Here is a 15,518-nt window from a genome sequence, read left to right as displayed (position 1 = left end):
CCGCCCTACCCCTGCGGCGCCACGATCTGGATGAGGTTGCCGCAGGTGTCGTCGAAGACAGCGGTCGTCACAGTCCCCGCGTCCAGCGGCGGCTGGGTGAAGGTCACTCCCTGCGCGGTCAGCCGCTCGTACTCGACGGACACGTCCGCGACGGTGAACATGGTGACCGGGATCCCGTCGGCGACGAGGGCCTTCTTGTAGGCGAGGGCGGCCGGGTGCTGATCCGGTTCGAGGACCAGCTCCACGCCCTCCGGATCCTCCGGGGAGACCACGGTCAACCAACTGTATTCACCCAGCGGCACCTCGGTCTTCTTGATGAAGCCGAGCACCCCGGTGTAGAAGGCCAGGGCCTTGGCCTGGTCGTCGACGAGAACACTCATGTGTCCGATTCGCATGGTCCCACCCGCCATCTCTGATAGATCTGCTGGAGTGGAGACGTGTCCAGGTCGATGAAGGTGTACCGGCCCTGACGCCGCAACACCACCAGCCCCGCCTCGGCCAGCACCGCGAGGTGCTGGGAGATGGCCTGGCGTGTCGAGGTGAACCCCTTGCCCGTCAAGCGGACGCACAACTCGAACAGCGTCTGGCCACTGCGATCCTGCAACTCGTCGAGGATGGCACGCCGGGTGGGATCCGCCAGCGCCTTGTACACGTCGCCCACCGCCGAACAATAGGCAAGCAACCACTTGCATGTCAAACATCGACAACGTTCCGAGTAGGTAAACCCTTGCCCCGGGCGGCCGGCAGGCCTGGCGCGAGTGGACGCCGCTTGCGACGCTTGCGGCCATGTACGACTACGACGTGTTGGTGCTGGGTTCCGGACCCAGTGGTCAGAAGGCCGCGATCGCCGCCGCCAAGCTCGGCCGACGGGTCGGTCTGGTGGAACGGCGCGACATGATCGGCGGGGTGTGCATCAACACCGGCACCGTGCCGTCCAAGACGCTGCGCGAGGCCGTGCTCTACCTGACCGGCCTGAGCCAGCGGGACCTCTACGGCAGCAGCTACCGGGTCAAGGAAGACATCACGGTCAGCGACCTGGCCGCCCGCACCCAGCACGTGATCAACCGGCAGACCGACGTGATCCGCAACCAGTTGGCCCGCAACCGGGTCACGATGATCACCGGTACCGGGCGGTTCGCCGACGCCCACTCGGTCTGGGTCGACGGCGGATCCGGTCACGAGTCGAAGGTGACGTTCGACAAGGCGATCATCGCCGCCGGCACCCGTCCGGCCCGCCCGGACAGCGTCGACTTCGACGACCGCACCATCGTCGACTCCGACGGCGTCATCAACCTGCAGGCCGTGCCGCGCAGCATGGTGGTGGTCGGCGCCGGGGTGATCGGCATGGAGTACGCCTCCATGTTCGCCGCCCTCGGCACCAAGGTGACGGTGGTCGAACGCCGGGAGAAGATGCTCGACTTCTGCGACGAAGAAGTCGTCGAGTCCCTGAAGTACCACCTGCGCGACCTGTCGGTCACCTTCCGCTTCGGCGAGGAGGTCGCCGCGGTGGAGAAGCACCAGACCGCCGCACTGTGCATCCTCAAGAGCGGCAAGAAGATCGCCGCGGACACCGTCATGTACTCCGCCGGGCGGCAGGGTCAGACCGACGGGCTGGCCCTGGAGGCGGCCGGCCTGACCGCCGACCGGCGGGGCCGCATCGAGGTCGACGCGCACTTCCGCACCGCCGTGGAGCACATCTACGCCGTCGGCGACGTGATCGGCTTCCCGGCGCTGGCGTCGACCTCGATGGAGCAGGGCCGGCTGGCCGCGCAGCACGCCTGCGGCGAGCCGGTACGCGCGATGCACGAGTTGCAGCCGATCGGGATCTACACCATCCCGGAGATCAGCTTCGTCGGTAAGACCGAGGACGAGTTGACCGACAGCGCCACCCCGTTCGAGGTGGGCATCGCCCGCTACCGCGAGCTGGCCCGGGGGCAGATCGTCGGCGACTCGTACGGGATGTTGAAGTTGCTCGTCTCGCCAGACGACGGACGCCTGCTCGGCGTGCACGTCTTCGGCACCGGCGCGACCGAGATCGTGCACATCGGGCAGGCGGTGATGGGCTGCGGCGGCACGGTCGACTACCTGGTCGACACGGTGTTCAACTACCCGACCCTGGCCGAGGCGTACAAGGTGGCGGCGCTGGACGCCGCCAACAAGATCCGCAACATCACCCGCATCGACGGCTGACCCGCGACCCGGGTCGGACCTCCGCGCGCCCACCGTGCGTCACGACAGCTCCGCCGGCCGAATGCCCCTGTCCGCGCTTTGCTCTGCTTCAACCCACGCACAGGTCTGTTGATCTGCGGTTCCTGCTGTCGGTGCCGCAACGGCGGATGGCGCTGGTCGACGACGACGGCAGGCCGGGGTGGGGCGAGAGGCCCCACCCCGATTGCCGTCAGCTGGCCGCCGCGAGTGACCGGCGGCGCGGCCCCAGGTGCCGGGCGTACGCGCCGGTGGTGAAGAAGGCCGGCAGGTCCTCGCCCAACGCGGTCTCCTCGACGATGCGCGCCGCCTGCGCGGCGCGTTCCCGCTCGGCGTCGCCGCGCCCCTCGGACAGCGCCGACAGCTCCTCGGCGAGCAGCGCTCGCACCCGGTCTGAGGTGACGCTGCCGCCCTCGGCCAACGGCGTACCGTGGTGCAGCCACTGCCACACCTGGCAGCGGGCGATCTCGGCGGTCGCGGCGTCCTCCATCAGGTTCCACAGCGCCACCGCGCCCGCTCCCCCGAGCCAGGCGTCGATGTAGTGCAACGCCACCGCGATGTTGGACCGCAGGCCCGACTCGGTGACCTGGCCCGGGGTCTTGTCCACCGAGAGCAGGTCGGCGGCGGTCACGGACACCTCGTCCCGCTGCCGGTCGAGCTGGTGCGGGCGCTCGCCGAGCACCGCGTCGAACACCTCCCGGCAGGTCGGCACCAGGCCGGGGTGGGCCACCCAGGAGCCGTCGAACCCGTCGCCGGCCTCCCGCTGCTTGTCCGCCCGCACCTTGGCCAGGGCGTTCTCGTTGACCTCCGGATCCCGGCTGGGCACGAAGGCGGCCATCCCGCCGATCGCGTGCGCGCCACGTCGGTGACAGGTCCGCACCAGCAACTCGGTGTACGCCCGCATGAACGGCACCGTCATGGTGACCGCGGCCCGGTCCGGCAGGACGAAGTCCGGCCACTGCCCGAAGTTCTTGATGATGCTGAAGATGTAGTCCCACCGGCCGGCGTTCAACCCGGCCGAGTGTTCGCGCAGCTCGTAGAGGATCTCCTCCATCTCGAAGGCCGCCGTGATCGTCTCGATCAGCGTGGTCGCCCGGATGGTGCCCTGCGGCAGCTTCAGGTAGTGCTGGGCGAAGACGAAGATGTCGTTCCACAGCCGGGCCTCGCGGTGGTCCTCCAGCTTCGGCAGGTAGAAGTACGGTCCGGCGCCGGCGGCGAGTTGCCGACGGGCGCAGTGGAACAGGTAGAGCCCGAAGTCGACAAGGCTGGCCGAAATCGGCCGCCCGTCCACCACGATGCCCTTCTCCACCAGGTGCCAGCCGCGCGGCCGGACCACGATGGTGGCCAGTTCCTCGCCGAGGGCGTACCGCTTGCCGCGCGGGTCGGTGAAGTCGATCCGCCGGTCCAGGGCGTCCATCAGGTTGAGTTGTCCACCGATGACGTTGTCCCAGGTGGGGGCGGTGGCGTCCTCGAAGTCGGCGAGCCACACCTTGGCGCCGGAGTTCAGCGCGTTGATGGTCATCTTGCGTTCCGGTGGGCCGGTGATCTCGACGCGCCGGTCTTCCAGCCCTGGTGCCGGTGGGGCCACCCGCCAGGTCGGGTCGGCCCGCACGCCGATGGTCTCCGGCAGGAAGTCGGGCAGCTGGCCGGTGGCGAACCGGTCGCGGCGCGCCCGGCGGGTGTCCAGCAGGGCGACCCGCCGGGCGGCGAACTCGCTGTCCAGGGTGACCAGGAACTCCAGCGCCTCGGGCGTGAGCACCTCGTCGAAGCGTTCGGCCATCGGGCCGATGACCTCGTACCTCATGCGAACTGCTCCTCTTCGGTGGAGCCGCGCAGCGCGGTGGTCTCGGCGGCCGGGTTGAGGACGGTGCTGATCAGGTCGAAGTAGCCGGTGCCGACCTCGCGCTGGTGCTTGACGGCGGTGTAGCCGGCCGGCTCGGCGGCGAACTCCCGCTCCTGCAGCGACACGTAGGCGGCCATCCCGTCGGTGGCGTAGCCCCGGGCCAGGTCGAACATCGAGTAGTTCAGGGCGTGGAAGCCGGCCAGGGTGATGAACTGGAACTTGTAGCCCATGTGGCCGAGCTCCCGCTGGAACTTGGCGATGGTCGCGTCGTCGAGGTGCTTGCGCCAGTTGAACGACGGCGAGCAGTTGTAGGCCAGCAGCTGGTCCGGGTACTCCGCCTTGATGGCCTCGGCGAAGCGGCGGGCCACCTCCAGGTCCGGGGTGCTGGTCTCCATCCAGAGCAGGTCGGCGTGCGGGGCGTACGCCAGGCCCCGGGCGATGCACGGCTCGATGCCGTTGCGCACCCGGTAGAAGCCCTCGGCGGTGCGCTCGCCGGTGACGAAGGGCTGGTCACGCTCGTCCACGTCGGTGGTGAGCAGGGTGGCCGCCTGGGCGTCGGTGCGGGCGATGACCACGCTCGGCACCCCCGCCACGTCGGCGGCCAGCCGGGCCGCCTCCAGGGTGCGGACGTGCTGCCCGGTGGGGATGAGCACCTTGCCGCCGAGGTGGCCGCACTTCTTCTCGCTGGCGAGCTGGTCCTCCCAGTGCACCCCGGCCGCGCCGGCCGCGATCATGGCGTTCATCAGCTCGTACGCGTTGAGCACCCCACCGAAACCGGCCTCGGCGTCGGCGACGATCGGGGCCAGCCAGTCGATGCCGGAGGCGTCCCCCTCGGCGGTGGTGATCTGGGCGGCGCGCAGCAGCGCGTTGTTGATCCGGCGGACCACCGCGGGCACCGAGTTGGCCGGGTAGAGGCTCTGGTCGGGGTAGGTGTGGCCGGCCAGGTTGGCGTCGGCGGCCACCTGCCAGCCGGACAGGTAGATCGCCTTGAGGCCGGCCCGGACCATCTGCACGGCCTGGTTGCCGGTGAGGGCGCCGAGCGCGTGGATGTAGTCCTCGCTGTTCAGCAGCCGCCACAGCCGGTTCGCGCCGTGCCGGGCCAGGGTGTGCTCCTCCTGGATCGCGCCGCGCAACCGCACCACGTCCTCGGCGCGGTAGCTCCGACGCACACCCCGCCAGCGGGGGTTGGTGTCCCATTCGTGCTGCAACTGCTCGACCGGAGTAGGCATCGTCTCGTGTCCCTTCACCATTCGTGGCACACCGTGGCCGGTGAGCTCCCTGCCCGGCCGCCGGTGGTGCAGACCACGGTCACACGCCTGGTCGGCGGGGGTCGAGGGACGGAAGATGCCAATTCTTGTAAATCCTCGGAAGCGTCTTGCAAAGTTGTTAATCGGCTTATTGGCAGCGGTGCTAATGTGACCCGACAAAACCTGCTGGCGTGGGAGGTGAGGACAATCAGTAAGACCTTCGCCGGGGCGCGGCTACGCCGGTTGCGCGAGGAACGCGCGCTCAGCCAGACCGAGCTGGCCCGACACCTGGGCATCTCCCCCAGCTACCTCAACCAGATCGAGCACGACACCCGGCCGCTGACCGTGCCGGTGCTGCTGCGGATCACCGAACTCTTCGGTGTCGACCCCACCGTGTTCGCCGCCCACGACACCCCACGCCTGGTCACCGGGCTGCGGGAGGCCCTGCCCAATCGGGCCAGCCCCGCCGAGCTGACCGAGCTGGCCACCCGGCTGCCCGAGCTCGCCGCCGCCGTCATCGACCTGCACCGGCGCTACCAGCAGGCCGAGGAGCAGCTCGCCGAGCTGGTCGGCGACCGGGAACGACTCGGCCGCAGCCCGCACGACCAGGTCACCGAGTTCTTCTACCGGCGGCAGAACTACGTACCGGAAATGGACGAGGAGGCCGAGCGGCTGGCCGCCGCGATGGGGTTGCGGCGCGGCGAGGTCCGCGGCCGGCTGCGCGACCGCCTGGCCCAACGGCACGGCGTACGCATCCTGCGCGAGGACGACGGCGCGCTCGGCGGTGAGCTGCACCGCTACCGGCCGCAGACCCGCACCCTGCACCTGTCCACCTCGCTGCGCGGCGGGCAGGAGGCGATGCGGATGGCCGCGCAGATCGCGCTGCTGGAATTCGCCGACGTCATCGACGAGATCGTCGAGTCGGAGAACTTCGACGACCCGCAGACCCAGATCCTGACCCGGGTCGGGCTGGCCAACTACTTCGCGGCCGCGCTGATCCTGCCGTACGACCAGTTCCTGACCGCCGCCGAGCAGCGCCGGTACGACATCGAACTGCTCACCCAGCACTACGCGATCGGCTGGGAGACGGTCTGCCACCGGCTCAGCACCCTGCAACGGCCCCGGGCGCGCGGGGTGCCGTTCTCCTTCGTCCGGGTCGACCGGGCCGGGAACATGTCGAAACGCCAGTCCGCCACCGGCTTCCCGTTCTCCCGCACCGGCGGCACCTGTCCGCTGTGGAACGTCTACGAGGCGTTCGGCGCGCCGGGCCGGGTGGTCACCCAGGTCGCCGCGATGCCGGACGGTCAGCGCTACCTGTGGATCGCCCGCACCATCACCCGCCACCACGGCGGCTACGGCCAACCCGGCAAGGTGTACGCGATCGGGCTGGGCTGCGAGACCCGCCACGCCGGCCGGCTGGTCTACTCCACCGGCGTCGACCTGCACGCCGCCGAGGCCGCCACCCCCATCGGCCCCGGCTGCAAGACCTGCGACCGGATGACCTGCCCCCAACGCGCCGCCCCACCCATCAGCCGTCCCCTGGACCTGGACGAGAACCGCAGCACCTTCATCCCCTACCCCCTCCGCGACTGACCCCCACCCCGCATCCCTGCCTGTCGGAGTTGCCGGCAGATGCTGATCTCCACAGTGCCGCCAGCCTCATGCTCGAAGCGGAAGTGTGAGGGGCGTCAGGGGGTCAGGAAGGTGGTCAGGGTGTTGAGGTAGGCCGTCGGGGCGGTTTCGTGTATCAGGTGGCCGGTGGGAATGGTGACGAGGCGGGCGTCGGCGAGGCGGTTGGCGAGTTCGGCGATGTGCTGCTGAGGCACCGGGCTCGACGGGCCGCCGCCGATCAGCAGGGTGGGTACGGTGATCCGGGCGATGACCTCGGCCCAGTCCCGACCCGGATCGTCGATCTCGGGGCGGACCTGCTCCACCACCCGCCAGTCGAACGGCAACTCCCCCGCCGGCCGCTGCGGTGGCGCAGGTGGGCGCGGATGCGGGAAGCCGATGTCCTCCAACACCAGGCGACGGATGTGTTGCGGTCTGGCTGCGGCCGCTCGGCAGGCGACGAGGCCACCGAGGGAGTGGCCGATCAGGTCGACCGGGCCGCTGTCGAGGTGGCCGAGGACGCCCAGGACGTCATCGGCGAACAACTCCAGCCGGTACGCACCGGGCCAGTCACTGCCTCCGTGACCGCGCAGGTCAACGCCGTACACCGTCCGATCGGCGGCCAACTCCGCCGCGATCACATCCCAGTCCTCGGCAGTTCGGCCGGTGGCGGGCAGCAGCACCACGGGGGTACGGGCCGGATCGGCAGCCGGCCACACCCGCAGCGAGAGCCGGAGGCCGCCGAGCATGATGTCGATCAGGTCAGGCACCAGCTGAGCATTGCCTCCTGTGCCGCCAGCGGCCAAGCGATTCCGCTACCGGCAGACCCGCCAAACCGCCATCGCGGTACGCGGATGCTGTCCGGCCTACAGGAAGCGCTCCGGGTCGAAGCTTTCGAGGTCGATGATGCGCACCCGAGGAAGCACGTTGGTGAAGCAGTCCGCGTCCTCCTCGATGTCGAATACCTGTAGGCCAGGCAGCTCGGCGAAGCCGGCGTTGAGGAACTCCTTGAACCCGACGACCGCGACCTGACGATCGCCTTCCAGCAGCTCGCCGAGCTGCGGCAGGAAGTCGCCGTCGTGGCTGGCGAGCATCACATTGCCCGAACGTCGGGCGATGGCCTCCAGTGTCCGCTGGATGCCGATGTCCACCACCTTCTGGTCCGATGAACCAGCCAGCGGGATGGGCCGGTAATCCATGCTCAGCAGGGCCCGGACGAAGGGCATCGGCAGTGCGCCACCCGAGGCGTTGAGGAAGAACAGTCCCTTCACCGGCTGCCGCCACGTGTCGCGCGCGAACTCCCGCAGACGCTCCCACCGGGGTCGCTCCGCGGGGGCCGGCCGGCGCTCCAGAACACTGTTGCCGAGAGTGGCGTCGATGTTCTCCCCATCCACGATGAGGTACGTGACGGATTCCGATGTGCCGGGCATAGACGTACCTCTCGAGTGGAGCAGCGAGCGCGGACCGGTCCAGCCCGAGCGTTTGACGTGCCAGAAGCCATACTCATGGTCAAGGGTATTGGCTACCTGGCCGCAGCACCCCAGCAGGTGCCTGGCGGCTGGTCCACCAGCACCTGTCCTACCCGTACGATCCGGCAACCGGCGCGGCCCGGACCGACCTGTCCCCCTGAGCGGGACCGGCCGATCCGGGCACGTCGACGCCGGGGCTATCCCTGGGTGATGACGACGTCGTCGACGGCGGCTTCGACCAGGCTGGCGGTGCCGGCGTCGGCGGCTTCGATCAGGATCCGGATGCTCTGGCCGGCGTAGCTGCTCAGGCTCCAACTGCCTGACGTCCAGGCGGCGTTGCGGTTGGTGGCGCTGGCCGACTGGGTGAACAGGGCGGTGGTGCCGCCGTTGTGGACCACGGAGACCCGGAAGAAGTCCGCGCTTGTGGCGTTGCTGCCGTGGGCGAGGTACCAGGACAGCTTCAGGGTGAGCGGGCCGGTGGTGGGCAGCGTGATGGCGGGTGAGCGGACGCTCGTCGTACCGCCGTCGATGTCGTGGTCGCCGGCGGAGGTGCCAGCGAGCCTGCCGGTGACCAGGTCGTTCGTGCCGGAGAGGGCGGTGAGTTGCTTGGCGCCGCTGGAGTTGGTGGCCTGCGGCACGCCGCGCTCCCAACTGCCGCTGGTGGCGGTGTCGGTGCCGGCGGGGTTGGTGGTCCAGCCGGTGGCGGTCTCGAAGGTGTCCGACCAGACCGTCGTCGCCGGGGTGCCGGCGGCCAGGGTCCAGAGGGCGTACGCGGCGGCGTCACCGGCCCGGTTGAGCACGGTGTCGGAGATGTTGCTCGGGTACGTGTCGCACGCCCGGTGGTAGCAGGGGTCGAAGGCGCTCTGGGTGCCGCCCCACTTGGTCACCTGCGCGGCGGTCTTCACCCGGGACGCACCCGCCGCCACGCCGGAGGTCTGCACGCCGATCGCGTTGAAGGGGGCGTCGTCGGAACGGCCGGCGCCTTCGGTGTTCTCCTCGGTCGGCACGCCGATGGAGTCGTAGTACGCCTTCAACGTCTGGCCGGGCACGGAGGTGATCCGGTTGATGAAGTAGCCGCCGTTGACCGAGCCGACCATGTCGAAGTTGAAGTACGCCTTGATCTTCGCCCGTTCCGTGCTGGACAGGGTGTTGGCGTAGAACCGCGACCCGTTGAGGCCCTGCTCCTCGTCGGTCCAGAAGGCGAACCGGACGCGGCTGGTCAGGCTCGGGTTGGTGGCCGCGAGAGTCAGGGCGATCTCCAGCAGGGTCGCCGACCCGGAGGCGTTGTCGTTGATGCCGGGACCGGCGGACACCCCGTCCAGGTGTGCGCCGAACATGTAGATGCTGTTCGGGTCCCCACCGCCCGGCCAGTCGGCGATCACGTTCGGGCCGGCGCCGCTGGTGCAGCCGGAGGTGCAGTTCTGCCGGGTCACGGTGAATCCGGCGGCGACCAGTTTGTTGTACACGTAGGTCACCGAGGCGGTGTAGCCGGCGCTGGTGGCGCGTCGGTTGCCGCCATTGCTTGTCGCGATCGTCTGGAACTGCTGCAGATGCGCCTTTGTGTTGGTCAGCGAGATGTCAGGTACCGCCATCGCGGACACCACCGAAGCGGTCGCCGCGGCGGTGGTCGCGGGGGCGGTGGCCGGGACGGCGACCACGGCGACGGCGGTCAGGACCAGGGCCGTGCAGGCACGCAATACCGAAGGTACTCGCAACGTTTTCTCCTGCCGGATAGGGAACGCCGGAGACACCGGCAGCCGCAGATTAGGACGGTGCGGAGAATGGCGTAAACACATCGCGCTATACCGCTTTGTCCATAGCGTGACGAGTTGGCCCCGGCCGAGTGCGCGCACCTGCTCGGGGTGGTCAGCCCGCAGGTCTGAGCGCAGCGCTCAGTCCCACCAGAACGCCCAGGTCGGCGCATCGACGAGACGCTCGGCGTAGGCGGCGACAGTGTACGGACGCTGCCCCTGCAGGATGTTGTCCGGGCAGAAGGCGAAATGTTCGGCGGCGATGGGCAGCGCCTCGTCGAGGGTGCTCGGCGGCGCAGCGACACTGAGGTACAGCTCGGCGAAGCCGGCGCCGATCACCCGTACCCCGAAGCGGTCCTCCCAGCTACGCAGCACCGCGCACAACTCGGCGACACCGATGTGGTTGATCGCGCCGTGCCAACCGACAGCGGCAAGCACGTCGCTGCTGCGCTGCGCGGGCACCAGGCCGAGATGCGCCTCGGACAGGGCCTGCGACAGCTGCTCGGCCCAGTGGTCGGCGTGCTCGCGCACCGCGACCCGGGGCGGCAGCGCCGGTGCCAGGCCTGGCCAGGCCCGACCGTACGGGGCGACGAACGAATCCTCCTCGGCCGGGGGCGGCGAGTCGTCGCCGTCGCCGGTCTGGTCGGCCCACCGGCCGGCGAGCACCCGCTCGGCGTCGTGCTGGTCGGGCGTGGAGGTCGCCTGCCAGAGCTCACCGCCCTGCCAGGGGCGGGACATGTCACCGCCGAGGCCGTCCAGCAGCAACGGCCACAGCCCGGAGCTTTCATGTGCCGCGTGCAGGCGCGACCACAAGCCCGCCGGTGCCGGCTCCTCGCTCATCCACAACACGGGTCGTTCGTCGGCACCCTCGCTGCCGCGTACCGTCCGGCCGGGCGGCAGTGGCACGGCGAGCGTTCGCGGAGCACCGTCCGGAAACAGTTCCAGCAGGTCGGTGGGCATATCGTTCAACTGCGACGTCACGAGGCGTGAGAGTAACGGCCGGGACCGACTTTTCCGCGCACCGCGCGGCAGCACCTCGACCTTTCCGCGTGCTCCACGCGGCAGCAGCTCGACGAAACCGGTTGCCCGAGCGGGTGGGCTGCGCCAGGGTGGGCGCATGACGTACTGACGGATCGCACCCCGCCGCGCCGAGACGCTTCCGCGCGCCCCCTCGTGCCCTCACCCACCGTCCGTGCCTGCGCTTTCTCCTCGGGAGAGAACTCCTTGTCTGAGCTGCACCTGCGGCAGTCGATGCTGCCTGCGTCCGGTCCTGCCACGATAAGCGTCTTCGCGTCGCCCACCAGTTGGATCGAGTCCGACGCCCATACCCAGTGCCGTCAGGTCGCCGCCCTCGACGGCATGATCCACGTCGCCGCCATGCCTGACCTGCATCCGGGCAAGGGCGCCCCGATCGGGGCCGCGATGACGTCCCGCGTGCTGTATCCGTTCCTCGTCGGATCCGACATCGGCTGCGGCATCGCGGTGTTCCCGATCCGGCTCAAGCGACCCGTACCGGAGAAGCTGGCCGCGCGGTTCCCCGACCTGGATCGGCCGTTGCATCCCGAACACGACGCCGATGATCCGGCGTGGACGGTGGTGAGCGGCGAGATACCCGCCGGCCACGTCGAGGGTCTCGGCACGGTGGGCCGGGGCAACCACTTCGTCGAGCTGGCGCGGATCGGCGCGGTGCTCGACCCGACCCACGCGGGTCGTCTCGGGCTGGCCGCCGGTGACCTGGTGCTCGTCGTGCACACCGGCTCCCGAGGACTGGGCGAGCAGATCCTGCGCGAGCACACCGAACGACACGGCGCCGGCCCGGCCCCGGATCCGCAGGCGTACCTGGCCCGGCACGACGAGGCCGTGCGGTGGGGTGCGCTGAACCGTCGGCTGTTGGCCGCCCGGGTCGCGTACGCGCTGGGCGCCGCGCCGACCGAGCCCGTCGTGGACCAGTGTCACAACCTGGTCGAGGTACGTGACGGCAGCTACCTGCACCGCAAGGGCGCGGCACCGGGTGACGGCCGGGACGTGCTGATCGCCGGTACCCGGGGCACCCCGTCCTATCTGGTGGCCGCGCACGCCGGCCCGGAGGCGAACTACTCGGTGGCGCACGGCGCCGGGCGGAAGATGTCCCGGGCCGACGCGCTGTGCCGGGGGCGGGCCAAGCACACGGTCGAGGAGCTTCGGCGTACGCCGGTGGGCTCGCTCGTGGTGTGCGGCGACCGCCAGTTGCTCTTCGAGGAGGCGCCGGGGGCGTACAAACGCATCGAGCAGGTGATCGACGACCTGGTCGAACACCGGTTGGCCACCCCGATCGCGACCACGGTTCCGCTTGTCACGTACAAGACGGCCGACCTCGCTGTCGGGTCGCGGCGCGACGAGCGACGTCGGCGGGGCCGGCGATGACGGTACGCCTGCTGCTGTCGGCCGGACGCGGCCCGCAGGAATGCGCCTGGGCGCTGGCCCACCTGCTGCGACGCCTCGAAGCCGAGGCCGCACGGCAGCGACTGCGGGTGCACCGGGTCGACACGGTCGCCGGTGACCGGCCCGGCACCTACCGCTCCGTGCTGGTGGAGGTCGGCGGCGCTGGTGTCGAGGCGTTCGCCGCCTCCTGGACGGGCACGCTGTGCTGGCAGGCACCCAGCCCGTACCGGGCCGGGGTCGGTCGGAAGAACTGGTACGTCACCGCCCAGCCCTGCCCGGCGGACCCGGACGCCACCTGTTTCGAGGAGTCCGACGTAGAGGTGGTCGCCTGCCGCACCGGCGGGCCGGGCGGTCAGCACCGCAACAAGGTCAGCACCGCGGTACGGGCGACACACCGCCCGACGGGGTTGGTGGTCGTGGTCGACACCGAACGGCAGTTCAGCCTCAACCGCCGGATCGCGCTGCGGTTGCTGCGGCAGCGACTCGCGAACCGCGACGAGACGGCGGTACGCGACGCCACCACCGCGCGGTGGCAGCTGCACGACCGGCTGGTACGCGGTGACCCGGTCCGGGGCGAACGCCCGTAGTCACCCGGCGCCGCCCCAGGCGGCGTCGACCAGGGTGGGCAGCACCCGGGCCGCCGGGCCGCGCAGGTTGATGTCGGACACCTGGTCCAGCGGCGTCGGTTCCGGATTGACCTGGATCACCGTGGCGCCGCAGCGGGCCGCGACGTGCGGGATCTCCGCGGCCGGATAGACCAGGCCGGAGGTGCCGACGGTCAGCAGTACGTCGCAGGAGGCGGCGGCCTCGGCGGCGGCTTCCAGGGCCGGCTGCGGCAACGCCTCCCCGAACCACACCACGCCCGGCCGGATCGGCGCGGAACAGCGGTCGCAGCGCGGCGGCGGCAGCCGGCGTCCCTCGGCCGGTTCGGCCGGGTCGCCTGTCGACGCCGGGTGGGCGCAGGCGGAGCAGCGGGGCGCGAACAGGCTGCCGTGCAGGTGCAGCGGGGCGGTGGAGCCGGCCCGCTCGTGCAGGTCGTCCACGTTCTGGGTGATCAGCACGCTGTGCGGGGCGCGGGCCTCGATCGCCGCGACGGCCAGGTGCCCCGGGTGCGGTCGGGCCCGCGCGACGACGGCGCGCCGCCACTCGTACCAGCCCCAGACGAGGTCCGGGTCGGCGTCGAACGCCTCCGGGGTGGCCAACTGCTGGGCGTCGTAACGCTGCCACAGGCCGGTGAGCGCGTCGCGGAAGGTCGGCACACCGCTCTCGGCGGACATGCCCGCGCCGGTGAAGACCACCGTCCGCCGGGCCTGGCCGAGCAGTTTCGCGGCCTGGGTCGGTCCCGATTCGGTCATCCGTCGAGCCTATCGGCGCTCGGGTCGCTCGCCGGGCTCGCCTACAGTGTCGGATCACCCTGTCGCCATGCGACGACACGACGATCGGGAGGGCCGTTGCGCCGGATGGGTGCGTTCGAGTTGCACCACTGGTTGCTGCTCTCGTTCGTCACGGTCATCTTCGGGGGCGTGATCTGGATGGCCGTCCTCGCGGTCGACTCGTTCCGGGCGACGTACGGCGGGGTGGCCGGTGCGGTGACCGTCGAGGACTGCGTGTACGCCGACACCGACGACGGACCCCAGTGGACCTGTTCCGGGCCGTTCGTCTCCGCCGACGGCGCTGTCCGCATCGACGCGGTGAAGCTCATGCCCCGCTACGGCGCCCCCTGGGACGACGGCGTGACGGTGACGGGCCGGATCAGCAGCCCTTCGGCGGGCACTCTGCACACCGACGGCCAGACCTGGAAGTGGGCGACCGGGTTCACCGTCCTGCTCCTCGGGATCGGCGTCTACCTCCTGCGGTCCGCCCTGCGAATCGAGCGCCAGGTGGCGCCGCCGCCGGTCGATCCCGAACTCGCGGCGATCTCCGAACGGGCCCGCGCGTTCCTCACCGAGTGGGACCATGTTCTCGCGCCGTCGACCCCGGCGGCCGCAGCGCCGCCACCGGTGTTGGCAGTCGACGCGCCGAAGCGGGCGAACCTTGCCGTCGGGAAGGTCCTGATCGGCTGGCTGTTGCTGGTGCTGACCATCGCCGGCACGGTGTGGCACCTGATGGAGTGGGAGCGCCGGCAGGTGGCGTCGTTGACCGGGCAGGCCCTGGGCACGGTCACCGGGGCCCGGCTCGGCGCGGAGGATCGGATCGAGGTCGCCTACCCCGACACCACCGGCGCCGAGTGGCGGGTGCGGTGGAAGCCGGTGGACCCGGACAGCTACCGGGAGGGCGGCCAGGTGCCGGTGCGGTACGACCCGGCTCAGCCGTACGAGGTGATGCCGGCGTATCCCGAATTCTTCGAGATCGAACCACGGGGGCGAACGGTGCTCGTGCAGCTGATCCTGCTGCCGGGGTACGTGTTGGCCTGGGCGTGGACGTGGCGGCTCGGGCGCTGGCTGCTCGGCGCGTGTCGTCGTGGTCGACCGGCCGAGGCTTGGATCATGGTGGCGCAACTGCACTGGGGCGTCGAGCCGACATCGTTCTGGCTCGAACTACGCGACGCCGACCGGATCTGGTACCAGCGGATCGTCTGGGATCGCCGGCTGGTGCGCCGGCTGGCCGGTGACCCGGCCGGCGGTGCGCAGCTGCCGCTGAGCGTCGAGCTGCGCCGCTGCCCGGGGTTGCGGCGCATGTACCTGGTCGACGTAGCCGGGGTGGGGCGGCTCTGGCCGGCGAGCACCGCCCGTGCCCGACCGCCCCGCAACTACGAGCTGACCCCGGTCGAGCTGCACTTGTTCGGCCTCGCCGAGTCGACAGGCAGACACCTGGCGATTCTGCTGGCGTTGACCGTCCTGGCCGGAGGCGGTTGGCTGCTGGCCGGTCCGGCCACCGCCGCCTACCTGCTGGCGTTGATCGGCAGCTACCAGCTGTGGGGTGGTGGCGCACCCTGGCGCGGCTTCTACACCCTGCGCCACTGACGTCGTCCGGT

General features: G+C 70.5%; 14 protein-coding genes. 5 read left to right on the top strand and 9 right to left on the bottom strand.

What is annotated here, in order from left to right; translation table 11 throughout:
* Nucleotides 1-5 precede the first annotated feature (5 nt).
* Together VAB18032_RS14465 and VAB18032_RS14460 are read right to left on the bottom strand one after the other, a co-directional pair.
* The gene (locus tag VAB18032_RS14465) at nucleotides 6-395 is read right to left on the bottom strand and encodes a VOC family protein (RefSeq protein ID WP_043720701.1); all 390 of its coding nucleotides are present in this window, start codon (nucleotides 393-395) and stop codon (nucleotides 6-8) included.
* Nucleotides 377-661, bottom strand: a complete 285-nt coding sequence (locus tag VAB18032_RS14460) for an ArsR/SmtB family transcription factor (protein WP_043720698.1) — start codon at nucleotides 659-661, stop codon at nucleotides 377-379. Before VAB18032_RS14460 ends, VAB18032_RS14465 begins: the two co-directional genes overlap by 19 nt.
* 125 nt (nucleotides 662-786) lie before the next feature.
* On the opposite strand from VAB18032_RS14460, the gene sthA reads away from it, so the two are divergent.
* On the top strand, nucleotides 787-2,190 hold the full coding sequence (gene sthA, locus VAB18032_RS14455) for a Si-specific NAD(P)(+) transhydrogenase (RefSeq protein ID WP_013733595.1): 1,404 nt from the start codon (nucleotides 787-789) through the stop codon (nucleotides 2,188-2,190).
* A gap of 208 nt (nucleotides 2,191-2,398) precedes the next feature.
* On the opposite strand, the gene aceB is transcribed toward sthA, so the two are convergent.
* Together aceB and aceA are read right to left on the bottom strand one after the other, a co-directional pair.
* Nucleotides 2,399-4,009, bottom strand: coding sequence for a malate synthase A (aceB, locus tag VAB18032_RS14450; protein WP_013733594.1), 1,611 nt, complete (start codon nucleotides 4,007-4,009; stop codon nucleotides 2,399-2,401).
* Entirely contained in the window at nucleotides 4,006-5,277 is a 1,272-nt protein-coding gene (gene aceA / locus VAB18032_RS14445; RefSeq protein ID WP_043720694.1) for an isocitrate lyase, read from the bottom strand. Before aceA ends, aceB begins: the two co-directional genes overlap by 4 nt.
* Before the next feature lie 186 nt (nucleotides 5,278-5,463).
* Here aceA and VAB18032_RS14440 point away from each other — a divergent pair, with 186 nt between their 5' ends.
* A complete protein-coding gene (locus tag VAB18032_RS14440) occupies nucleotides 5,464-6,888 on the top strand; it encodes a short-chain fatty acyl-CoA regulator family protein (protein WP_013733592.1) in 1,425 nt (474 codons plus the stop codon).
* A gap of 95 nt (nucleotides 6,889-6,983) precedes the next feature.
* Here the strand turns inward: VAB18032_RS14440 and VAB18032_RS14435 are convergent, their stop codons facing one another.
* The 4 genes from VAB18032_RS14435 to VAB18032_RS14420 all read right to left on the bottom strand — a co-directional run bounded on the left by VAB18032_RS14435 (nucleotide 6,984) and on the right by VAB18032_RS14420 (nucleotide 11,104).
* Nucleotides 6,984-7,673: an alpha/beta fold hydrolase gene (locus VAB18032_RS14435; RefSeq protein ID WP_013733591.1), complete on the bottom strand. Its 690-nt coding sequence runs from the start codon at nucleotides 7,671-7,673 to the stop codon at nucleotides 6,984-6,986.
* Nucleotides 7,674-7,769: 96 nt separating this feature from the next.
* A complete protein-coding gene (locus tag VAB18032_RS14430; RefSeq protein WP_013733590.1) occupies nucleotides 7,770-8,333 on the bottom strand; it encodes an NYN domain-containing protein in 564 nt (187 codons plus the stop codon).
* A gap of 236 nt (nucleotides 8,334-8,569) precedes the next feature.
* On the bottom strand, nucleotides 8,570-10,087 hold the full coding sequence (locus tag VAB18032_RS14425) for a M28 family metallopeptidase (protein WP_232510802.1): 1,518 nt from the start codon (nucleotides 10,085-10,087) through the stop codon (nucleotides 8,570-8,572).
* A gap of 177 nt (nucleotides 10,088-10,264) precedes the next feature.
* A complete protein-coding gene (locus tag VAB18032_RS14420; RefSeq protein ID WP_198408941.1) occupies nucleotides 10,265-11,104 on the bottom strand; it encodes a DUF4253 domain-containing protein in 840 nt (279 codons plus the stop codon).
* A gap of 270 nt (nucleotides 11,105-11,374) precedes the next feature.
* On the opposite strand from VAB18032_RS14420, the gene VAB18032_RS14415 reads away from it, so the two are divergent.
* Nucleotides 11,375-12,526, top strand: a complete 1,152-nt coding sequence (locus VAB18032_RS14415) for an RNA ligase RtcB family protein (RefSeq protein ID WP_043724296.1) — start codon at nucleotides 11,375-11,377, stop codon at nucleotides 12,524-12,526.
* Entirely contained in the window at nucleotides 12,523-13,131 is a 609-nt protein-coding gene (prfH, locus tag VAB18032_RS14410; protein ID WP_013733586.1) for a peptide chain release factor H, read from the top strand. The genes VAB18032_RS14415 and prfH overlap by 4 nt, the downstream gene beginning before the upstream one ends.
* Here the strand turns inward: prfH and VAB18032_RS14405 are convergent, their stop codons facing one another.
* Complete coding sequence (locus VAB18032_RS14405; protein ID WP_013733585.1) at nucleotides 13,132-13,899, bottom strand: SIR2 family NAD-dependent protein deacylase; 768 nt, start codon at nucleotides 13,897-13,899, stop codon at nucleotides 13,132-13,134.
* Nucleotides 13,900-14,004: 105 nt separating this feature from the next.
* On the opposite strand from VAB18032_RS14405, the gene VAB18032_RS14400 reads away from it, so the two are divergent.
* On the top strand, nucleotides 14,005-15,507 hold the full coding sequence (locus VAB18032_RS14400; protein WP_013733584.1) for a DUF3592 domain-containing protein: 1,503 nt from the start codon (nucleotides 14,005-14,007) through the stop codon (nucleotides 15,505-15,507).
* The last annotated feature ends 11 nt before the right edge of the window (nucleotides 15,508-15,518 follow it).

The sequence above is a fragment of the Micromonospora maris AB-18-032 genome (assembly GCF_000204155.1).
GTDB classification, from domain to species: Bacteria; Actinomycetota; Actinomycetes; order Mycobacteriales; family Micromonosporaceae; genus Micromonospora; species Micromonospora gifhornensis.
The sequence above is the reverse complement of the archived record's forward strand: the minus strand, read 5'-3'. Positions and strand labels throughout refer to the sequence as shown.

Coding starts and splice junctions, on each gene's coding strand:
- VAB18032_RS14465 (WP_043720701.1), bottom strand. CDS start 395: ATGCGAATCGGACACATGAGTGTTCTCGTCGACGACCAGGCCAAGGCC.
- sthA (WP_013733595.1), top strand. CDS start 787: ATGTACGACTACGACGTGTTGGTGCTGGGTTCCGGACCCAGTGGTCAG.
- aceB (WP_013733594.1), bottom strand. CDS start 4,009: ATGAGGTACGAGGTCATCGGCCCGATGGCCGAACGCTTCGACGAGGTG.
- aceA (WP_043720694.1), bottom strand. CDS start 5,277: ATGCCTACTCCGGTCGAGCAGTTGCAGCACGAATGGGACACCAACCCC.
- VAB18032_RS14430 (WP_013733590.1), bottom strand. CDS start 8,333: ATGCCCGGCACATCGGAATCCGTCACGTACCTCATCGTGGATGGGGAG.
- VAB18032_RS14415 (WP_043724296.1), top strand. CDS start 11,375: ATGCTGCCTGCGTCCGGTCCTGCCACGATAAGCGTCTTCGCGTCGCCC.
- prfH (WP_013733586.1), top strand. CDS start 12,523: ATGACGGTACGCCTGCTGCTGTCGGCCGGACGCGGCCCGCAGGAATGC.
- VAB18032_RS14405 (WP_013733585.1), bottom strand. CDS start 13,899: ATGACCGAATCGGGACCGACCCAGGCCGCGAAACTGCTCGGCCAGGCC.
- VAB18032_RS14400 (WP_013733584.1), top strand. CDS start 14,005: ATGGGTGCGTTCGAGTTGCACCACTGGTTGCTGCTCTCGTTCGTCACG.